The sequence below is a fragment of the Rossellomorea vietnamensis genome, from assembly GCF_025398035.1.
Lineage (GTDB): Bacteria > Bacillota > Bacilli > Bacillales > Bacillaceae_B > Rossellomorea > Rossellomorea vietnamensis_B.
Genome location: NZ_CP104558.1, coordinates 2,442,715 through 2,462,208 on the forward strand (window position 1 = coordinate 2,442,715; position 19,494 = coordinate 2,462,208).

At 44.8% G+C, this 19,494-nt stretch carries 18 protein-coding genes; 8 read left to right on the forward strand and 10 right to left on the reverse strand.

What is annotated here, in order from left to right:
* Positions 1 to 61: 61 nt before the first annotated feature.
* The 7 genes from N5C46_RS12580 to N5C46_RS12610 form a co-directional block, all read right to left on the reverse strand.
* Positions 62 to 1,228, reverse strand: coding sequence for a DL-endopeptidase inhibitor IseA family protein (locus N5C46_RS12580; protein ID WP_261748949.1), 1,167 nt, complete (start codon positions 1,226 to 1,228; stop codon positions 62 to 64).
* Positions 1,209 to 1,757: an RNA polymerase sigma factor gene (locus tag N5C46_RS12585; RefSeq protein WP_261748950.1), complete on the reverse strand. Its 549-nt coding sequence runs from the start codon at positions 1,755 to 1,757 to the stop codon at positions 1,209 to 1,211. Before N5C46_RS12585 ends, N5C46_RS12580 begins: the two co-directional genes overlap by 20 nt.
* 207 nt (positions 1,758 to 1,964) lie before the next feature.
* Positions 1,965 to 2,291 carry a thioredoxin family protein gene (locus N5C46_RS12590; protein ID WP_261748951.1) on the reverse strand — a complete coding sequence of 109 codons (327 nt, stop codon included), beginning with the start codon at positions 2,289 to 2,291 and terminating at the stop codon, positions 1,965 to 1,967.
* A 45-nt stretch (positions 2,292 to 2,336) separates the two neighbouring features.
* Positions 2,337 to 2,879: a histidine phosphatase family protein gene (locus N5C46_RS12595; RefSeq protein ID WP_261748952.1), complete on the reverse strand. Its 543-nt coding sequence runs from the start codon at positions 2,877 to 2,879 to the stop codon at positions 2,337 to 2,339.
* Between the two features lie 79 nt (positions 2,880 to 2,958).
* A complete protein-coding gene (locus N5C46_RS12600) occupies positions 2,959 to 3,774 on the reverse strand; it encodes a ZIP family metal transporter (RefSeq protein WP_261748953.1) in 816 nt (271 codons plus the stop codon).
* A 223-nt stretch (positions 3,775 to 3,997) separates the two neighbouring features.
* Entirely contained in the window at positions 3,998 to 5,620 is a 1,623-nt protein-coding gene (locus tag N5C46_RS12605; protein WP_261748954.1) for a hypothetical protein, read from the reverse strand.
* Between the two features lie 5 nt (positions 5,621 to 5,625).
* The gene (locus N5C46_RS12610; protein ID WP_261748955.1) at positions 5,626 to 6,411 is read right to left on the reverse strand and encodes an ABC transporter ATP-binding protein; all 786 of its coding nucleotides are present in this window, start codon (positions 6,409 to 6,411) and stop codon (positions 5,626 to 5,628) included.
* Between the two features lie 195 nt (positions 6,412 to 6,606).
* On the opposite strand from N5C46_RS12610, the gene N5C46_RS12615 reads away from it, so the two are divergent.
* From N5C46_RS12615 to N5C46_RS23225, 5 genes are all read left to right on the forward strand, one after another.
* On the forward strand, positions 6,607 to 7,002 hold the full coding sequence (locus tag N5C46_RS12615) for a GntR family transcriptional regulator (protein ID WP_159361106.1): 396 nt from the start codon (positions 6,607 to 6,609) through the stop codon (positions 7,000 to 7,002).
* Positions 6,989 to 7,891, forward strand: coding sequence for an ABC transporter ATP-binding protein (locus N5C46_RS12620; protein WP_261748956.1), 903 nt, complete (start codon positions 6,989 to 6,991; stop codon positions 7,889 to 7,891). The genes N5C46_RS12615 and N5C46_RS12620 overlap by 14 nt, the downstream gene beginning before the upstream one ends.
* Positions 7,863 to 9,827, forward strand: a complete 1,965-nt coding sequence (locus tag N5C46_RS12625) for a DUF6449 domain-containing protein (protein ID WP_261748957.1) — start codon at positions 7,863 to 7,865, stop codon at positions 9,825 to 9,827. The genes N5C46_RS12620 and N5C46_RS12625 overlap by 29 nt, the downstream gene beginning before the upstream one ends.
* A gap of 23 nt (positions 9,828 to 9,850) precedes the next feature.
* The gene (locus tag N5C46_RS12630; RefSeq protein WP_261748958.1) at positions 9,851 to 10,384 is read left to right on the forward strand and encodes an RNA polymerase sigma factor; all 534 of its coding nucleotides are present in this window, start codon (positions 9,851 to 9,853) and stop codon (positions 10,382 to 10,384) included.
* Positions 10,385 to 10,542: 158 nt separating this feature from the next.
* Positions 10,543 to 11,409 carry an STAS domain-containing protein gene (locus N5C46_RS23225; RefSeq protein ID WP_272501207.1) on the forward strand — a complete coding sequence of 289 codons (867 nt, stop codon included), beginning with the start codon at positions 10,543 to 10,545 and terminating at the stop codon, positions 11,407 to 11,409.
* A 68-nt stretch (positions 11,410 to 11,477) separates the two neighbouring features.
* Here N5C46_RS23225 and N5C46_RS12640 read toward each other — a convergent pair whose 3' ends face one another.
* Together N5C46_RS12640 and N5C46_RS12645 are read right to left on the reverse strand one after the other, a co-directional pair.
* On the reverse strand, positions 11,478 to 14,222 hold the full coding sequence (locus N5C46_RS12640) for a GTP-binding protein (protein ID WP_261748959.1): 2,745 nt from the start codon (positions 14,220 to 14,222) through the stop codon (positions 11,478 to 11,480).
* 246 nt (positions 14,223 to 14,468) lie between these two features.
* The gene (locus tag N5C46_RS12645; protein WP_261748960.1) at positions 14,469 to 15,659 is read right to left on the reverse strand and encodes an MFS transporter; all 1,191 of its coding nucleotides are present in this window, start codon (positions 15,657 to 15,659) and stop codon (positions 14,469 to 14,471) included.
* A gap of 532 nt (positions 15,660 to 16,191) precedes the next feature.
* Here N5C46_RS12645 and pxpB point away from each other — a divergent pair.
* From pxpB to N5C46_RS12660, 3 genes are all read left to right on the forward strand, one after another.
* Positions 16,192 to 16,911, forward strand: coding sequence for a 5-oxoprolinase subunit PxpB (pxpB, locus tag N5C46_RS12650; protein ID WP_272501208.1), 720 nt, complete (start codon positions 16,192 to 16,194; stop codon positions 16,909 to 16,911).
* Positions 16,908 to 17,912, forward strand: a complete 1,005-nt coding sequence (locus N5C46_RS12655) for a 5-oxoprolinase subunit C family protein (RefSeq protein ID WP_261748962.1) — start codon at positions 16,908 to 16,910, stop codon at positions 17,910 to 17,912. The genes pxpB and N5C46_RS12655 overlap by 4 nt, the downstream gene beginning before the upstream one ends.
* A gap of 71 nt (positions 17,913 to 17,983) precedes the next feature.
* Entirely contained in the window at positions 17,984 to 19,126 is a 1,143-nt protein-coding gene (locus N5C46_RS12660; RefSeq protein ID WP_406688065.1) for an NRAMP family divalent metal transporter, read from the forward strand.
* Between the two features lie 157 nt (positions 19,127 to 19,283).
* On the opposite strand, the gene N5C46_RS12665 is transcribed toward N5C46_RS12660, so the two are convergent.
* The gene (locus N5C46_RS12665) at positions 19,284 to 19,481 is read right to left on the reverse strand and encodes a YwbE family protein (RefSeq protein WP_254652855.1); all 198 of its coding nucleotides are present in this window, start codon (positions 19,479 to 19,481) and stop codon (positions 19,284 to 19,286) included.
* Between the last annotated feature and the right edge of the window lie 13 nt (positions 19,482 to 19,494).

Consider the following 19,494-nt stretch of genomic DNA (forward strand, 5'->3'; position numbering starts at 1 on the left):
TCTTGTTCCTATTTCATAAGCGAGTGTTGTGCTCTATTCAATTTAAACTAAACTAAATTGTCTACTGAGTAGGCATGAAGCCTACGCTCCAATAGCCGTCTTCATCTTTTATCATCTGAAAGCCCATGGTGCCTTCACCGACGTTATCATACTTGATATAGCCATCGATATCGCTTGTTTGAATAAATTCACCATTTTCGATTCCTTTGAAGGTATTGAGGATATTTTCTTTTGTACCCCTGTCCGTTTTCGGTATTTCCTCGTCTTCTTCTTTTGTCCATCGTATATAATCCGGTCTGTCCGTGTACATTTCATAAACAAGGTCGTATCGTTCGTCCAGCGATGCCTGGACATATAGTTTGGCTAGACTGATGGGTGACAGTCCTTTCAAATGGACTTCTGTTGGATCTTCGGAGAACTCCTGATAGGCGTCCTTTTCTTCCTGTGTCAGCGTGAATGGGGAGCGACTATCTGTTTCCACCTTTTCCACTTTTCTAAAAGAAAATGGCATCACCACACTAAACTTCCATCCATCATCATAAAGCAATCTGAAAGTTTGAACACTTGCTTTCTGGTAACCTTCTGAAACCGGTATTTCGTATGTCACATCACTCATCGTTTCTGAAGTCCTCACTTTGATTGCCGTAGTGGCTGTCCACAACTGCCCAGGTTCATATGATACATCAGGCTGCGCTAATTTTCCTTTGAACGTAATGAAAGGAAGATCCCCGATGAGTTTCTCCGCAGCATCAGGCGTAAAACTTTCTGATAGATAACGGATCACTTTTTCTTTTGAATCCAATTCTCCACTCATATACCGGTAAGGTTTTCCTTCAAATATAAAGGTTTCGCCGGTCCCTTCATCGTTAAGGATATGATCATATCGAGAGAACGCTTCTCCGATCAGTTTGTCGGCTGTGGATTCATCCAGCTCAGTCGGTTCCTGTGAGGTTGGCTCTACCTGCTCTATGCTGTCTTGCTCCCGGGAAGCATTTTGACCGTCCCTTCCGATCCCTATCAGTTCAAAGGTCAAAAACACCCCCGCCAATATAAAAGCTGCTGCCAGTATATTCGGAACCAAACTTCTCATTTTCCCCCTGCTCTTTTCCGTGTCACTCATTTCATTCAATAGTTTGGTTTTCAACTCTTGCTTAAACTCTTTTCGCGGAGCAAGGTCTGGTCGTTTTTTCAAAGATTGCAAGAAGTCATCATTGAATTTTTCGTTCATATACCTGCACCGCCTTTTCACTGGAATTTCCTAATGATTTTTTCAACAGATTTAGTGCCCTGTGATAATCCACCTTCACCTTCGAAGGCTTCCAATCGAGGATCTCCGCTGTTTCCTTGACCGAGTATTCCCTTAACCCCCTTAAAATGACAACATTCCGATAATCGGGTTTCAGCTTTGAAAGGGCAGCTTGAACCATTTCCCACTCTTCATTCTTCTCCATCTCCTCTTCCGGCAGGCCATCCTCACTTTTACGTATATTTAAAAGGACGTCAGGGAGAAGGGAGATAAGCTTTTTCTTCCGGTAATGGTCGATGGCTGTTCGTTTGGCGATGGAGATGATCCATGTTTTCAAAGAGGATTGATTTTTGAAGCTTTGATAACTTTTGAACACTCTCATAAATGTATCCTGCGTTAAATCCTCTGCTTCAGATGAATTATTTGTAAAATACAATAAGTACTGATAGACATCATGAAAGAACTTTTCATAAAGCTCTTCTAATTGGTATTGACCCTCATTCAAAGTCATCCCCCCTTTTACTGTATCTATTAGTCGTTACCGTAACCGCTTTGGTTTCAAATCCTCAGGAAAAATTTTCATTCAAACAAAAAAAGAGCCATTATGATAACAGCTCTTCCAGTTGGTCACTATTTGTTTCATTCTTTGCCTTAAACAACTGTTTAACCCATCCAGGCCAGACCAACCAACGTTTTCGCGTACTAATCAAACGTTTGTTTAGTTGTCTAACATCTCAGTAAGACGGGAAATTTGGCTGTGGAGTTCGTCGATTGGAACGAAGCGTGCTTTTCTGAACATCTCCTTGCCGTCTACAAATACGATGATGACTGGAACGGTGAAAATGGAAAACTCCCCTGCCATTTCCGGGATTTCTTCTGCATCGGCATGGATGGACCTCACAGATTTGAAATCCTTCAACATCTCTTCCACCTGTGGCAGGAGTGCGTGACAAACAGAACAATCGGGCCTTGATATGTATAGCAGTAGCAGTTTCTCAGCTTCCAGCTTTTCATGGATGGCTTTTAGTGTATGAACTTCTTCCATTTTACGGCCTCCCTTCTTCTATAATTGTATGGTTTGGGTAAATGATCACCCTGTCCCGCCTTGATAAACGTACACCTTTCCGTTGGAGGGTCTCCTGAACGACGGTCCGGTAAATCCCCGCTTTCGTAATTCTTTCCTCATGAATATCATGATTCCTCCATGACCTACGATGAGTACATCCTTCCCTTCATGGACGACCCGATCGACCACCACACGGATCCTCTCTTCGATTTCCCGCTTGCTTTCAGGCTGGGAACGATGGTTGAACCACCAGGCGAGCCTGATGGATGCCATATGAAGAAAGAGCGGCATCTTCCTGTCAGACCGGAAGATGGGAGATAATCTGATTTCCCTCAGTTCCTTTAGAAAGGTGATTTCTCCTTCATAAACCGCTTCAGCCGTTATTTGTGCCCTGGATAAGTCACTGGAGTAGCAGCCTTCCCAATCAATATCTTTAAGATCAACTTCATTGCCCTCTACGTCCGAGGCATCATACTCTTCCACCCACTTCATCAGCTCATCACTCGTTACATATGAAGCCGGATAGCCCCTCGTTACTTTAAAATGCCTTATGAGACCAACCTTCATACACATCCCCTCCCCCATCCATTATACTAGTTTATGGAAGAGAAAAGGCATGCGCTTTGGACGCATGCCTTCTTTTCGATCAGCCCAGGGAGACGTCCAGAATCATCATCACGACGAACCCGAGCATCAGTCCCAATGTAGCCAAGTCCGTACTCCCTGAAGATTGTGACTCAGGAATCAGTTCTTCGACGACGACGAATATCATCGCTCCTGCCGCGAAAGCAAGGGCATAGGGCAGGAGGGGCTGCACCATCAAGACTGCAGCAGCCCCGATCACAGCGGCTATCGGCTCTACAATGGCTGATAGCTGACCGTAATGGAAGGATTTCAAACGGGACAGCCCCTCTCCCCTTAGCGGGATGGAAAGAGCAGCCCCTTCAGGCATATTCTGGATCCCGATTCCAATGGCAAGGCCAATGGCCCCCACTAATGTTGCATCCCCGAGACCGAGTGAGGCAGCACCGAAGGCAACCCCGATGGCAAGACCTTCCGGAATATTATGGAGGGTGATCGCAAGGAATAATAAGGTCGATTTCTTGAATTTAGTTGGAGGTCCTTCCGCATCTTCCGATTCATTGCCCAAATGTAAATGCGGTACGACAAAATCTAAAAGTCTAATAAATATGCCTCCAAGTAAAAAGCCAATCGCAGGGGCAAGCCAGGGAATCTGCCCGTTCTGCTCACTGAACTCTATTGAAGGCGCAAGCAGTGACCAGAACGATGCCGCTATCATGACTCCTGCGGCAAACCCGAGCATCATATTCAACGTATGCTTTTCAATTTTCGTAAAGAAAAACACCGTAGCCGCTCCAAGGGCCGTCAGCCCCCATGTCACCAGACCGCCGAACAGCGCCTGCATCGTGGGGTTAAATCCACTTAACCAGTCTATGAACATACGAACCACTCTCCTCCGATCAAACATTTTGAATACTACCATCTTGCATCAAGGAAACTTTCTTTGTCAAAGGAAATGTCATACTACCTATTTACCAGAGCCCATCATTTTTCTATGTATATGTCATTCGCTTCAAATGGTGTATGTATCGTTTATACTTTCCATCTTTATCTAAAGACTATACAAAAAAAACGCCCCTGCCTTAAAGACAGGAACGTGCTTCCTATTCGTCCCTTATGGCTGTTTTCCATAAAATAAGGTTCAAGACGAACAGAAGGATGAGGTAGCCCGGGATACCGAATGGAATCTGCAGGGCAAGGTAATGGAGGCCAAAGAAGACCCCCACGATGAGATAGAAGGGCAGCACCTTCCAGCTGTCACTTTGCTGGACACCTTCGAAACTTTCTGTAAATGGCAGTGTCCCCCTCATTAGGCTCAGACAAATGACGGAGAATATACAGGCACTGACAAAGACGATGATGATTTCAGGGATCACACGGTACCCAAACAGAATGATGAAGACAATGCTTATGATGGAATACAACGGAAGGAACAGTTTCATTAGAAAAGCCTTCAATGTCCCTTTGTAGATAGCCGCCCTGCCTGAGACAGGCGCTACTTTATATATCCAGGACCCCTTGTATTTCCCTGAATAACTGAGCATCATCACGACTGTCGGTATAACGATGAAGCTTGAATAGATCGATAGGTACATGCTTGAAGTCAGGAGATCTTCCCTCGTCCCATCCATCAATCCATTGAAGATGAAAATGAACGGCATGATGATGGCAAACCCAAGGGCGGGATACACCTTCAGCTTAAACTCCCTTTCATTTTTCATCATATAATGGGCGAACCGGTAAAATGCCCGCTCTTCATTCGACTTGGACAATACCTTCATGAGTCCATCCCCCAACCGGAAACGGGCTTTCTTCTTCTTACCGCCATGGGAGGATAACTTCTGAAGATTCTTCTCAAAGGTCGGCAATGCTTTCACATAAACGATAAGAGCCAGGAATGGAACCAGTACAGCTGTACATGAAAGAACCAGGATCATGGTCTCGTGATTACCGTTCAGGAACCATTCAAACGGAGCCCCGAACCAGATGGGAGGCAGAAAGATATTCCACCAATCCGTTGTAAACGAAACCGTCAAATCCACAAATTCAAAGGAACGCGCCACAACCTGATATCCCACTGCAAGTCCAATGGATAAACCGATCTGCACATAGTTGATGATATCCTTCAGTTTTTCCCCATCAAAGTATTGGAGGATGAAATAATAGAGCATGGCCGTAAACACAACGATGAAGATATTCATCAGGATGATCCCTGTCAGGAAAATAATAAAGAAGGAAAGACCCTGATTGATTAAGCCGACGACCAGTGGAATGGCGGTCAGGGAGCCCGTCAGGAAAAACAGATAAATAAATACGTGAAGTGTTTTAGCCAGGCTGATGGTTTTCCTTTCAACAGGCTTGGTAAAGAGAATCGTATGATCCCGGATATCCAGTATGACGACTGAGAAATCTGAAATCATTGATGTCATGACGATGAAGATGAGCACGGTAAAGGTGATGCTCATCTGAAAGATATATTGATCTCCCATCACAATGAAAGGGATGACGAATAATCCAAACAACGCATACACCCAGAGGGATTTAATGAAACGATTTTCATCCTTCCCTTTCTTCCTGCCTTGCTGTTGGAATATCGTAGGCACACGTCTTTGATCCATCGTCAGCTTGACTTGAAGGATTCTTCTCAACAACCTGTAATCGAATCCAAGCCTCGTAATCAATCCTTGAAACCAATCCAGAAACAAAAGGGTACGAAATTCCTTCATCCCCCCTACGCCTCTTGCACAACAGAAACAATTTCCGCTGCCGTTTCTTTATGCTCATTGAATCCGGTTAATTGGTTGAAGATTTCCTCCAGTGATCCTTCCATATTCTGATTCTTCAATTCTTCAAAACTTCCATCCGCCACGATTTGCCCGTTATGCAAAAGAACGATCCGGTTGCTGATCTTCTCTACCACATCCATGATGTGAGAGGAGTAGAAGATGGTTTTCCCCTCAGCGGCAAGCTGGGCGAGGAGCTCTTTAAAAATCATGACCGAGTTGGCGTCCAATCCATTGATGGGCTCGTCCAAAAATAAAACATCGGGATTATGTAATAAACTCGAGATGATCAGAATCTTCTGCTTCATCCCTTTTGAATAAGAGGCAATCCTTGACTCATACACTTCTGAAAGTCCAAACAATCCGATGAGTCTCTCCGCTTTCTCCCCCGCCTTTTTTTGTTCCATTCCATATAGTTCCCCCATGAATGTGAGGTACTCTTCTGCCGTGAGGTTATCATAAAGATCTGCCATCTCAGGCACATAGCCAATCCGTTTCTTATATTCTACGGAACTATCAGATATATCTTTACCAAAGAGCGTCACCTGGCCCGAGTACCCTTCTTCAAGGCCAAGGATGATTTTGACCGTCGTACTTTTCCCGGCACCATTCGGACCTATATAGCCGATGATCTGTCCTTCATACACATCCAGCCGGACACCCTTCAACACTTCCTTACTCCCAAAATTCTTCTTCAAATCCCTGATCGACAAAACCGGTTCACGTCCGTCCATAACAATCCCCTTTTTTCTTTAGATATGCCTATATGCTAACATAAATTCCATTTTATGGTCAGCGAATACTAAATATCACTAAACTTATTCCTGTTAAAATATTTTCATTTCCCCCTTCCCAAACTGGCAGAACTTGTTATATACTTTAACTGTATTAAGACACGTAGTACACTACATACAGTCGGGAGGGTGGATATGTTTGAGCTTGATTTAAGAAGTCGTAAACCCATCTATGAACAATTAGTCGAAAAGCTAAAAGAATTAATCATTAATGAAGTGCTGAAGCCGGATGAACAATTGCCTTCCGTTCGTGCCCTGGCACAGCAACTGACCATAAATCCAAACACAATCCAAAAAGCCTACAGGGAACTGGAATCTCAACGATTCATTTATTCTGTGAAAGGACGGGGTAGCTTTGTTAATCCTTCAAGTCACATTCAAAACGCGGAGAAAATCATGAAAGTAAAAGAAGAGTTGTCTAAACTTTTGTCTGAAGCCCTTTACTTGGGGATCACAACGGAAGACTTAAAACAGATGATTGCAGAAATCGAGGCAACGGTTGGGGGTAATCAAACTGATGATCGAGATTAAATCCATAAATAAAGCCTTTGAAGGCACAAAAATCTTACATGACATCTCTTTCTCTGTTCAAAAAGCTTCGATCTATGGTCTGCTTGGATCGAACGGTGCAGGAAAGACCACTTTGTTGAAGACTATTGCGGGAGTGTTGAAGCCTGAAAGCGGAGAGGTGTCAGTGAACGCCCAGCCCGTCTATGAAAATATCCCGACGAAGGAAACCTTGTTTTTCATTCCTGATCAACCGTTTTTCTTTGCTCATTACTCATTGACTCAAATGGCTCGTTTCTATCAGAACACTTATAGCCGTTGGGATGAGGATCGCTTTCAATCATTGAGTAAATTATTCGGGATTGATCCTCACAAAAACCTTCATAAATTCTCTAAAGGTGTGCAGCGGCAGGCGGCTTTCATCTTGGCCCTGGCCACTCAACCCAATGTGCTGATCCTGGATGAACCGATGGACGGCCTTGATCCCGTTGTCAGGAAAAAAGCCAAAAGCGTACTGATTTCAGAAGTGGCCAACCGGGACATGACCATCATCATCTCTTCTCACAATCTCCGGGAAGTGGAAGATATTTGTGACCATATCGGGATTTTGCATGGAGGGGAATTTTTGCTGGAGAAGGAACTCGATGATTTAAAGTCCGGCATCCACAAAGTACAGCTGGCATTCAAGGGGGATATCCCTGAGCAGCTCTTTAGTGATCTTGACATTCTGCATAACGAAACAAGAGGAAGCGTGTCCCTCTGTATCGTCCGCGGCGACGAGCAGCGGGTGAGGAGCTTGATTCAGTCCTACCACCCGGTCATTTTCGACTTATTGCCCCTGACACTAGAAGAAATTTTTGTTTATGAAATGGAGGACGTCGGATATGCCATCCAAAACATCATGGATCAATAAGGAAATCATCGTTCAAAGCCTGCGGAATGTTGGATGGGTCGGCATCGTCTACTTTACCGGACTTCTGTTTTCTCTACCTGTCGACATCATCGGACAATTATCCAGGGATCCTCAATCGTACCCGATTGCGATTTATGAAAATCTGTTTAAAATGCAATACCCGATCCAAATAGGATTGTTGCTGATCATCCCGGTCATTCTCTCCTTATTTCTATTTCGTTATCTGCATGTGAAACAGGCTGGGGACTTTATCCACAGCCTGCCGATCACTCGCAGAACATTGTTTTTCCATTTTACCGGGACGGGGTTTGGGATCCTCATCCTTCCGGTTGTACTGAATACCGTGATATTACTTTCCCTTTATTCATTCACGGATCTTCAGCAATATATAGGGGTTCAGGATATTTTCACATGGTGCGGCATTACGGTACTCATGAGTATGCTCCTGTTCACAGCCTCTACCTTCGTTGCGATGATAACGGGACTGACTGCCGTGCAGGGTGCATTGACATATATTCTCCTCCTATTGCCTGCAGGAATGTTTATGCTTGTTTGCTATAGTTTGAAAAATCTATTATTCGGATTTCCCGAGGACTATTTCTTCAATGTACAAATCGAGAAATACTCCCCACTCATCAAAACGGTCTATCTTGAGAACGATCTCCTGTCCGGTACAGATGTCTTGTTATTCACCTTGATCACTCTCGTATTCTATGGTTTCTCATATGTGTTATACAAAATGAGAAAAGTGGAGGCTGCCTCCCAGGCGATTGTCTATCCTTTCTTGAGACCGTTGTTTAAATATGGTATCTCCTTCTGCTTCATGCTGGTCGGCGGGATGTACTTCGAAGGCATTTATCAGTCTGATGGCTGGACCTTATTCGGATATTTCTTCGGTTCACTCATCGGGTACTACATCGGTGAAATGATCTTGCAGAAACATTGGAGAGTATTCCGTCGATGGAAGGGATACGCAGGATTTGCCATCGTCATTGCCCTTCTCGGGTTCATCATTCAATTCGACCTGTTTCACTATGAGCAGAAAGTGCCCGAATTGGCAGATGTAGAGGAGGTTCATGTCAGTCAGAGCTATTATTCCCTGACGGACAACCCTGACAATCTGATTAAAGATCCTTTTATGAATGATCCGAAAGCGATTGAAGCCGTCCTGGATCTTCATGAAGCGATTGTGGAACATCAGAGTTCTAAGAAGGAAGTAACTGAGAAAAACGAACAGATCTTTCTTTATTACAAGATGAAAGACGGCAGCAAAATCGTACGGAATTACCTGATCGATATTGATGATGTGAAATCTCAGTATGCTTCTCTTTATGAAAGCAAGAATTATAAAGAAAAAACACAACAACTTTTTGGTGTGGACTCAGATAAAGTCGACAAACTCACCATTTATAACGAGATGGGGAATAAACCTGCCATCACCGTAGCAGACCCCGCAGATATCAAGGAAGCCATCGATATCCTGAAAGAAGAAACGTACAATGATTCCTTTGAAAACCGTGACAAAATCAATCTTTATAATGTTGAATTCCTCATGTCCAAAGACAAATGGGCAAATACCGGCGTTAAAAAGAGCGATAAGAAGTTTATTGCATGGCTTGAGGATAAAGGATACTTAGAAGATCTTAAGATGACGGCATCTGATATCGAATGGATGTATGTGACGCAGCCAGTTGATTACACCGATCCTTTCTCTCAACCGGTGGAAGAGGCGGTCCTCCAGTTAAAGAAAGAAAATAAGGGAATCGAAGTGAAAGATGCGGAACAGATCGAATCTATCATGGATGATCTTGTATACGATCCTATGACCAGTTCGTACACCGTCACCATCAAGTACAAAAACCACGGATCCATCCAAACTCTTGGATTACAGAAGGAAGATGCCCCTTCCTTCATCAAAAGAGAACTGAACGATTGATTATAGAAAGTCGAGGTGATCCTATGGACACACTAAATACATCATCATCTCCTCTGAACTTCGAGGAGATGTATGAACAATTCCATAAGCTGATTTATCACATTGCTTATAACATAACCAAGGACGTTCATTTATCACAGGATACCGTCCAGGAAACGTTCCTTAAAGCTTATATCAAAATGGATACTCTTAAAGACCCGGCAAAAATTAAATCATGGCTCACTGCGATTGCAAAATGTACAGCCATCGACATCGTCCGCCAAAGGTCCAAGCGCAATGAAACCTGCATAGAAGAGCACGAAGAATTCCATTCCATAGAGGATCACCGCTCCCTGGAAGATGAAATCGATGCCCGCTTCCTTAAGAGCAGCATCCAGGATCATATCACACATCTTCCACTCACTCAGCAGGAAGTCATGGCACTGAAAGTCACGGAAGACATGAGTGACCGTGAAATCGCCACAAAGCTGAACCTGTCCCCTTCCACCGTAAAAACCCGTTTTCACCGGGCCAGGAAGCAATTGTATTCCATCGTACAAATGAAAATATCTGCATAAGAAAAGGAGCCTTGGTGAGGGCTCCTTTTGTCGTAGATCCTAGAGATTAAAAGATTTATATGATGTATTGGCTTTTTGGTCATTTCAACCCAAATCATTGACAGCCCTTCCAATAGGTTTCAAAATAGAAGAATAAGTCATTCTCAAAGGGAGAGTTTATGGACACTCATTCGTCTCATTTATATGAATACTTAACTGACCACGCCTTAGATTTCACAGAAGACTGGCTGAGATTTCAGAATATTAAAACTGGATCGCACTATTCTCTTGATTCTCCACCGGAGGTTCTGAATAAAATCAAAGAACAGAACTCCAATTATGTTAAGGTCATTGCAAGATGCCTATTACTTTCAGATGAGGAATCAAAACAATTGATTTCTGAGTGGACGAAGGAAACGGCGACCGACCGAAGCAAATCCAGTACGACCCTTGATGAAGTCGTGCGAAACTCAGGTATTTTCAGAAGGGTGTATTGGACGTATGTCGAAAGATTCGTCGACGAACACTCTGAACTACACATCCAATTGAAAGAGGTCTTCGAGTGGGAGCGCAAGATTAACTTCGCCTTGGATTATGTCCTGGAAACGTTCACTTCGACATTCCTTGGTATCTTAATGAATAGGCTTCAGGCTCAGTCCACATTGATCCAGGAATTAAGTACACCTGTCATTTCTCTAACCTCGGAAGTTGGGCTGCTTCCGATCATTGGGGATATTGATACAACCCGTGCACGAATGATCATGGACTCGACCCTTCAGCAAAGTGCAGATGCCCATCTGTCCATGCTGATTATCGACTTGTCCGGGGTCGTATTGGTGGACACCATGGTGGCACAGCAGATCTTCCGCCTCATCGATGCCTTGAATCTGCTGGGAGTCAAATCCGTCATCACGGGTATCCGACCTGAAGTCGCCCAGACAGCGATCCACCTCGGACTCGACTTCTCCACCATCCATACCGAAAACTCCCTGGAACGGATCATCGCCGAAGTCATCCAGGAAAACAGCAGCTTTTTGCATATGTAAGTAGCGAACGAAAGAAAAGACTGATCCAATCCAAGGTGTGGCCAATGGATTGAATCAGTCTTTTTATCTTATGAAAAATGATGTGAAGCGTTGTAACTTGCCTTCACCATGTATTCATGCTGAAGAAGTTTCACCTCAAACAGGGTGATCGGATCGAAATATCGTTCCGGATTTGCTTTCATTAACTTCAATGCATCCTGATCGGATGCGATCTCCGCTTCCGTATCCTTGATCGTTACCTCCAGCTGCTTGAACGGCTCCGCGAAGAATGAATGAACATCCTGCTGCAGAGATTTCTCAAACAGATCAAACTGAAGGAAGAACTTCTGGACAACGGATGCCGTAATATCCTGATAATCTTCGTTCTCCAGATAACGCTTGTACTGGTTATATAATAATGACTTATTCTGCGGCAGGACCCCTAGCAGCTTTCCTGCGCTTTTCAGAAGGAACTGAGCCGGCTTAAACCGCAGAAGTATATTCTCTTTGTCGATCTGTGCCCTCGTTCCCATTCTGCTGACGTCTCTGCGCCAATCATCAACCACTTGAAAATCGCATTGTAAAACGACTTTATCTTTTCCGAATAGTCCGTTGAATGTTTCACTCATTTCATTCAAGTAGTCCTGGCTGTCCTGCAACTCCTGTTTTGAAAAGGCAAGCCATTCCTCAAGCGACGTGACGTAACGGGGCATGAGATCGTCCTGGATGTACTCCTGGATCCTTGTGTTCATCGCATCATTTAATTCCGTATGGATTTGTTTGAAATCACTTTCTTCGCTGATCAATTCCGAGCAACCGCTGAGGATCGCAGGGATTTTCTCAGAGATTTCCTTCTTCATGGCTTCCTTCTTTTGATGGAAGGAATCCTTGATGATGGAAACCTTATCGCTTTGCATGTCTCCCAAGTAGTTCTCAAATCCATTTAGACGTGTGAGGATGTCCTCATTTTTCTCAATACTCTCTTTCAACTCTTTTTCATGATTCTTTCGTTTGGAGTATAGATCCCTTAACGTTTTTCTCACTAAATAAAATAGTTTGCTTCCACGCTCTCCCTTAAGGGCACCGCTCTTCACCTGATAATGATCCCCGAGGAACGTCTCCACATCTTTACGTTGAAGATGAACGGCTTCAAGGGACGAATAAGGCAGCACCTCTGCATCCGGGAACCATTCACGGGCTTTGTTTCGTGCAGATTCAATGATTTCTTCCGTTCTCTCTGTGTGGGATACTTTATCCATCTTATTTAATAAGAAATGTACGTTCACAGGCTGTCCGATTTCCGCTAATTTCCGTAAGGTCTGACGGTCTTCTGCATTAAACGGGGCATCGGCATTCAGGACATACAATAAACCATCCGCAGCAGGATAAAAGGCAGTCAGATCGTCAAGCTTCCTCTTACCCGTTTGAACATCGATGAGGGCCGTTCCATTTTTCTTAAGGAACTCTGATGGAAGCTTATACTCGACAAAGGCTTCACGCTGCATCAACTCTTCGAAGTCTGCGATGCTTTCCACCTGGTGGACCCCTTGGTCATGAATCTCCTTCACTTCCACCTGCTGATCATGATAGCTGTAGATGATCGTTGAATCTTCCGCTTCTCCGACACTTTCACCCAGGACGGATTGGACAAAAGAGGACTTCCCGCTTGATGCACTACCTGCAATCAGTAGATGGTGTTCACTCAGATCCATCAACTGCTCTGCGATCCACTGAGTTTTGTATCCGACAGGTGCGTCATTCCGTTCCGCCCACTGAATGATTTTATTCAAGAACAGGATGATGTCATCAAACCTCGCCTGATAGGAATTCTCCTCTAACAGGATCATTTCCGCTTCTTCCGTCACCATTGGTTCGATGCTGTAGGAAAAGACATCGTTCCAGGCCAGAACGGCTGCCGCCGGAAATAGCGGCTCTTGATCCCTGCTCACCTTCAACCAGTTCGTCAGCATACTCGGCATGAAGCCTTCAAGGTCTTTCACAAGGTAGTCACCTTCAAGGAATCCGATATATGCCTCTTTGAAGTGGGAAAGAATTTCCTGCCAAGAGTCGTTCGGAAGGATTTCCACATATTCAAAGATCGTATTCACCGTCAGCATCCATTCGATATGGGCAGCGGAGTGGCCTCTGTAACTCGCCCAGAGACTGGATACGAGATCCTTGAATTGTTTACGGTCTTTTTCATACACTGCGATCAATAGATCATAGAAATAATCCGGAGCAAATGACCTTGTGTACCCTTGATCACCATACTCTCTCAAAATCATGAACCATGCAGGTTGCCTCGTCCGGATGGATTCCTTCACCGCCAGTTCCACCGCTTTATTCCAGTCCCCCTGCTCCTCATAAAAGGACCTTGCAAGTTCCGTGACGTTCGGATAATCCGGTTCGATCGATAAAGCTTTCTCGATCGTGTGATAGGCCGATTGGATCTTGTTCCTCTCAATGTAAAGGGAGAATAGCTGCAGGGACACCTCCATGGTTAGGATCGTACTATCGGTTTGGATGGCTGTGTATACATCCTCGGCCGATGACAGCATCCCAAGCTCATAGTAAGAATCCGCAATGTTCTTCTTAGCCCATGGCTCCAGTTCGTTCAGGATGCTTTCCCATTTGAAGATGGCCGCTTCATAGTCCCGGCTGTGAAAATAAACCTCCCCCTGGGCATAGCGGATATACGTTAAATCATACGGTTCGTTTTGCTGTTCTTCGACAAATGCTCCTCCAAGTACTTCTATTGGATGACGGTTCGTGTCCTGATCTACTAAAAAAGTTCGATAAAATGACTTCTCCATCAGTAATTTTTCTTCTGTCATAATGTCCTCCGTTATATGTGGGCCTCCCTTGCCGGAAACCTCACAGACTTGTCTATTTCTCTCATTCTAACAGAATTTCATGGGGATAAAATTTCATTTCCTTTTCATTTTCCGATTGATACTTTCTGCCGTGATTCAATGGAATCACTTCCATTACAGAAGAAAGGACTATCCATTACGAAAGGCTTTGCTGCCCTTTCAAAATAGATAGTCCTTTATACTTACCACTATTATTCTCCCATCAAACTATGCGGAAGTCTGATGGACAAGCTTTTTTTGTTTTCTGCCTTCAAGAATCGCCACGACGAGGGCAATAAGTAAGAACAGACTGGAAATTTGGAATAGCACACCCGTCTCGACATACTGAGCCAGCACGCCGAATACCAGGCCGCTCAACCCGATACCAAGATCGATGGAAGAGAAAAACATGCCGTTCGCCACTCCACGTCTATGATCCGGCGTCATGGACAATGTCCACGATTGAAGAGTCGGAATCAGTGAGCCGAATCCAACTCCGAAAAGAAGACCGGATACGACGATCAGCAAATCGGAATGAGCGAAAGACAGTGCCCACATGCCGACAAACGTCACGACGATACAGAAGAGCACAAGTCCCTTTGGTCCCCGTTCATCAAACCACTTTCCTGCAATCGGTCTTGAAAGGGACGCCATGATCGCATTACATAAATAGAACAGGAAGATATGCTGTATTCCGCGTTCTTCCCCGAAGATAACGATGAATGTTACGATCGATCCGTATCCAAAGGTCACCATGATGGTAATGAAAGCCGGGAACCAGCTGGATTTTTCGACTAAAGAACCAAGATAGGAAAACTTCAAATCTTCTTTCTTCGTTTCTTTGACCACTTTAGGTGTCTGATAATGAACGATTCCCAACAGGAAGATCGCGATGACACCCAGTACACTTGAAGTGATGATCAGATTCGTGAAGGTCGTGACCTGGAACAAATAGATTCCGAGACTCGGGGCGATGATCATTCCGATCGTAATTGACAAACCGTAGTACCCCATTCCTTCTCCTAAACGGGATTTAGGCACCACATCGACGGCTGCCGTTCCATTAACCGTTGTGGACCAGCCCCATGCGAGTCCGTGCACAAAACGGAATAAAAGAAAGATGAACACCACACTCGACAATGGATAAATCACCGTAATCGCGAGTAACGAGATCACCCCTATCAAGACAAGGGGCTTCCTGTCCCTGTATTCCAACATAAACCCAATGAACGGCCGGCTTAACACAGCCCCGATGGAAAACAGCGTCGTAACCAATCCAATCTCAAGCCCTGAAGCCCCAATCGACTTAATATAAGGAGGAAGCGTCGGAATCAACATCTGAAACGACATAAACACAAACAAATTCCCCACCATTAACATAATAAAAGACCTCGTCCATAAAGGATCCTTCACCTTCATAAAAAAACCTCCCTTCCCATCTATCAAACCCCATCAGATGATGGAGATATTATTTCGGATTACTAAATAATAGCACATAAAACACATTTGTGATACGAAATAAAACAACGGAAATGTGTAAGTTTTTAACAGAATGCAAATAGTAACAATGAGCCTACATTCACTATTATGAAGAAAATAATTCTTTACTGTTTTTTGGCTTATTCCGGGGATAGGGGGACAACCGACAGGAGAAAATTCATTTTATTCTGTCGGTTGTCCCCCTATCCCCGGCCTTTCAGCATAAGCTGAAAGGCGAGTGAAACGAACGTTTCACTCGAATAAGCCAAAAAACTCCTGCACTATCATTAGGTGCAAAGTCTTAATCTTCCTTATTCACACAGCTATTTCCCATACTTTTATTGAAAACACAAAGAATTATACTATAATAACAACATGGCCAAACTTTCTGAATAATCTTATTTACACGGCCACTCATACATATTTACTTTTTATTTCCTATAAAAATACAACCATGAATGGAGGTCATTCTTTGAATTATACGTTACGCCCATTAGGCGACCACGCCGTCGTCATCCAATTAGGCAGCTCGATCCAGCAAGAAACGCACGACTTGGTGAAAGCGGTAACAAACATAATCGAAACCCAATCATTCGACTGGCTGGTAGAATATATCCCGGCCTTCACAACTGTCACACTCTATTACGATCCAATCAAAATCACCGAATCTCACAAACCCTTTCAAAACACACTTCCATATAGGGTCGTCTGTTCTGAAATCGAACACATGCTTTCAACCCTGAAAACCGAAGAAAAAGGAGAAGCAAGAATCATCGATATCCCCGTATGTTACGGCGGAGAATTCGGGCCTGACCTTGAAGAAGTCGCCACCCATCATCAATTATCCCCTGAAGAAGTCATCACGAAACATACTAACGGTGACTATCTCGTATACATGATCGGCTTCGCTCCAGGATTCCCTTATATCGGAGGCATGTCGCCGGAAATCGCGACGCCGAGAAGAGAGTCCCCACGCCTGAAAATACCGGCAGGCTCAGTTGGAATAGCCGGGGAACAAACAGGGGTATACCCCATCGAAACACCAGGTGGATGGCAGCTGATCGGCCGTACACCCTTAAAACTGTTCCAACCTGATAATGACGAGTCACCAAGCTTATTGAAAGCCGGGGACCGAATCCGCTTCACTCCGATTTCCCTTGAAGAATATAAAGCATTGGAGGAGGAACAATGATTAATGTCATCAAACCCGGCCTCCTGACGACCATTCAGGACTTAGGAAGGAACGGTTACCAAAAACATGGCGTCATCGTGAGCGGGAGCATGGATCCCCTCGCCCACAAAATTGCGAACCTCCTCGTCGGCAACGAAGTGGACGAGGCAACCCTTGAAATCACCCTGATGGGACCTGTCCTTGAATTCAAGGAAACCTCCCTGATCTCGATCTGCGGGGGAGATTTAACTCCGACCATTGACGGGAAGCCCGTTCCTTTAAGGAGATCCCTGTTGATCAAAGCCGGGAGCATCCTGAAGTTCGGGTCATGCACGAATGGCTGCCGCAGTTATCTTGCGGTTGCAGGAGGTTTTCGTGTCGAAAAAGTCATGAACAGCAGGTCCACATATGTAAGGGCGGGAATTGGGGGATTCGAAGGTCGTCCCCTTAAGCCTGGCGATACGTTGGAAGCAGGACCTCTCAACAAAGAATCTGCCAATATGATCGACTACTTACTTCCCTATGTGGAGAAGAGTGACTTCACGGAAATCGACTGGTCGATATCATCTGAATTCATTTCATCCTATCATCAGAAGAAAGTCATTCGGGTCATCCCTGGAACGGAGTACGATTTATTTTCCGAAGAGAGCCGCGAGAAGTTTTTCAAGCAGCCTTTTAAAGTGTCTTCGCAATCAGATCGGATGGGATACCGTCTTGAAGGTCCGTCCCTCCATCTTGATGAGAAGTTCGATATGATTTCAGAAGCGGTGGTGTTTGGAACGATTCAGGTTCCGTCGAATGGGCAGCCGATCATTCTTTTGGCTGACAGGCAAACGACGGGAGGCTATCCGAGAATGGGATACATTGCATCCGTGGATCTTCCCCTCATTGCTCAAACGAAGCCGGGAGAAGACATTACATTCACCATGATCTCCCATGAAAAGGCTCAGGAGCTATACATAGATCGCGAGCGACAATTAAACCACTTAAAGCAAGGAATCGCCTTGAAATTTAACTCTTAGTTCACAACAAAGGAGAGAACCACTTGAAGAAAAAATCGAATTTCAGCCTATTACTGGGAGCAGCGTTCCTGATGGCGACCTCCGCCATCGGACCGGGCTTCCTGACTCAAACAACCGTCTTTACCGAAAAGCTGGCCGCAAGCTTTGGTTTCGTCATTTTAATTTCCATCCTTATCGATATTGGCGCCCAGCTGAATATTTGGCGCATCATTGCCATTTCTGAAAAAAGGGCTCAGGATATCGCAAATGATGTCCTTCCCGGATTAGGGTATTTCCTTGCCATCCTCATCGTTGCAGGTGGCCTTGCCTTTAACATCGGAAATATCGCCGGTGCAGGACTGGGTACGAATGTCCTGTTCGGGATCTCACCTGAAATGGGCGCATTGTTCAGCGGGATCGTCGCTGTCGGAATCTTCCTGGTAAAGGAAGCGGGCAGATTGATGGACAAATTCGCTCAAATTCTGGGACTATTAATGATCATCCTTACGGTATATGTCATGTTCACAGCCAATCCACCTGTCGGCGAAGCCGTAACGAAAACATTCGCTCCCGACACCATCGACTTTCTCGCGATCATCACCCTGGTCGGTGGGACCGTCGGTGGATACATCACCTTTGCGGGGGGGCATCGATTATTGGAGGCCGGGATAACAGGAAAAAAAGCTCTTCCTGAAATCACCAAAAGCTCCGTATCAGCCATCGGGATCGCGTCCATCATGCGGATCTTTTTATTCCTTGCCGCATTGGGGATTGTCGCTCAAGGGTTTACATTAGACCCTAAGAACCCACCTGCGTCAGTATTCCAACTGGCTGCCGGTGATATCGGGTACAAAATGTTCGGAATCGTCATGTGGTCTGCCGCTGTTTCATCCGTTGTCGGGGCAGCCTATACGTCTGTATCCTTCATCCGTACATTCAGCCCGCTCCTTGAGAAATATCATAAGTGGCTGATCGTCGGATTCATTACGATCTCAACACTTGTTTTCGTGATTGTCGGTAAACCGGTTGCCATCTTGATCCTGGTCGGGTCCCTCAATGGACTGATCCTTCCGATCGCCCTTGGTGTCATGCTGATTGCCGCCCATAAAGCAAAAATCGTCGGTGACTACAAGCACCCGATCTGGATGACCGTATTCGGTGTTCTGATTGTCGTGGCCATGTCTTATATGGGTGTGTACTCGTTGATTCAAGGCATCCCTCAATTGTTTAGTTAAATAAAAATCGAAAGACCTCGGGTCCCTTTGAGGAGATCGAGGTCTTTTTTTGTCAGCTGATTTTTTGTACCCGGTACAATCCCATTGAATTGTACCGGGTACACCACTTTGGTACATCACTTTTCAAGATATAGAAAAAAGAGACCGCACCGGCCTCTTATTTCTCAATAATATTCTTCACCCGGCCAACCTGTCCATCTGCTAATCGGACTTTGATGCCGTGTGGGTGATTGGGGGAATTCGTTAGTATGTCTTTCACGATCCCCCGGGTCAGTTTGTCTGTGCGCTGGTCTTTTTTCAGGACGATGTCCACTTCAAGACCCGGTTTTATATTGGAACGCTGTTGTCCGTTCATTGTATTCTCCATT

What these genes read in the sequence shown, in the direction of transcription:
- N5C46_RS12580 (WP_261748949.1), bottom strand. Translation starts at nt 1,228, where the DNA reads ATGAACGAAAAATTCAATGATGACTTCTTGCAATCTTTGAAAAAACGA.
- N5C46_RS12585 (WP_261748950.1), bottom strand. Translation starts at nt 1,757, where the DNA reads ATGACTTTGAATGAGGGTCAATACCAATTAGAAGAGCTTTATGAAAAG.
- N5C46_RS12590 (WP_261748951.1), bottom strand. Translation starts at nt 2,291, where the DNA reads ATGGAAGAAGTTCATACACTAAAAGCCATCCATGAAAAGCTGGAAGCT.
- N5C46_RS12595 (WP_261748952.1), bottom strand. Translation starts at nt 2,879, where the DNA reads ATGAAGGTTGGTCTCATAAGGCATTTTAAAGTAACGAGGGGCTATCCG.
- N5C46_RS12600 (WP_261748953.1), bottom strand. Translation starts at nt 3,774, where the DNA reads ATGTTCATAGACTGGTTAAGTGGATTTAACCCCACGATGCAGGCGCTG.
- N5C46_RS12605 (WP_261748954.1), bottom strand. Translation starts at nt 5,620, where the DNA reads ATGAAGGAATTTCGTACCCTTTTGTTTCTGGATTGGTTTCAAGGATTG.
- N5C46_RS12610 (WP_261748955.1), bottom strand. Translation starts at nt 6,411, where the DNA reads ATGGACGGACGTGAACCGGTTTTGTCGATCAGGGATTTGAAGAAGAAT.
- N5C46_RS12615 (WP_159361106.1), top strand. Translation starts at nt 6,607, where the DNA reads ATGTTTGAGCTTGATTTAAGAAGTCGTAAACCCATCTATGAACAATTA.
- N5C46_RS12620 (WP_261748956.1), top strand. Translation starts at nt 6,989, where the DNA reads ATGATCGAGATTAAATCCATAAATAAAGCCTTTGAAGGCACAAAAATC.
- N5C46_RS12625 (WP_261748957.1), top strand. Translation starts at nt 7,863, where the DNA reads ATGCCATCCAAAACATCATGGATCAATAAGGAAATCATCGTTCAAAGC.
- N5C46_RS12630 (WP_261748958.1), top strand. Translation starts at nt 9,851, where the DNA reads ATGGACACACTAAATACATCATCATCTCCTCTGAACTTCGAGGAGATG.
- N5C46_RS23225 (WP_272501207.1), top strand. Translation starts at nt 10,543, where the DNA reads ATGGACACTCATTCGTCTCATTTATATGAATACTTAACTGACCACGCC.
- N5C46_RS12640 (WP_261748959.1), bottom strand. Translation starts at nt 14,222, where the DNA reads ATGACAGAAGAAAAATTACTGATGGAGAAGTCATTTTATCGAACTTTT.
- N5C46_RS12645 (WP_261748960.1), bottom strand. Translation starts at nt 15,659, where the DNA reads ATGAAGGTGAAGGATCCTTTATGGACGAGGTCTTTTATTATGTTAATG.
- N5C46_RS12655 (WP_261748962.1), top strand. Translation starts at nt 16,908, where the DNA reads ATGATTAATGTCATCAAACCCGGCCTCCTGACGACCATTCAGGACTTA.
- N5C46_RS12660 (WP_406688065.1), top strand. Translation starts at nt 17,984, where the DNA reads ATGGCGACCTCCGCCATCGGACCGGGCTTCCTGACTCAAACAACCGTC.
- N5C46_RS12665 (WP_254652855.1), bottom strand. Translation starts at nt 19,481, where the DNA reads ATGAACGGACAACAGCGTTCCAATATAAAACCGGGTCTTGAAGTGGAC.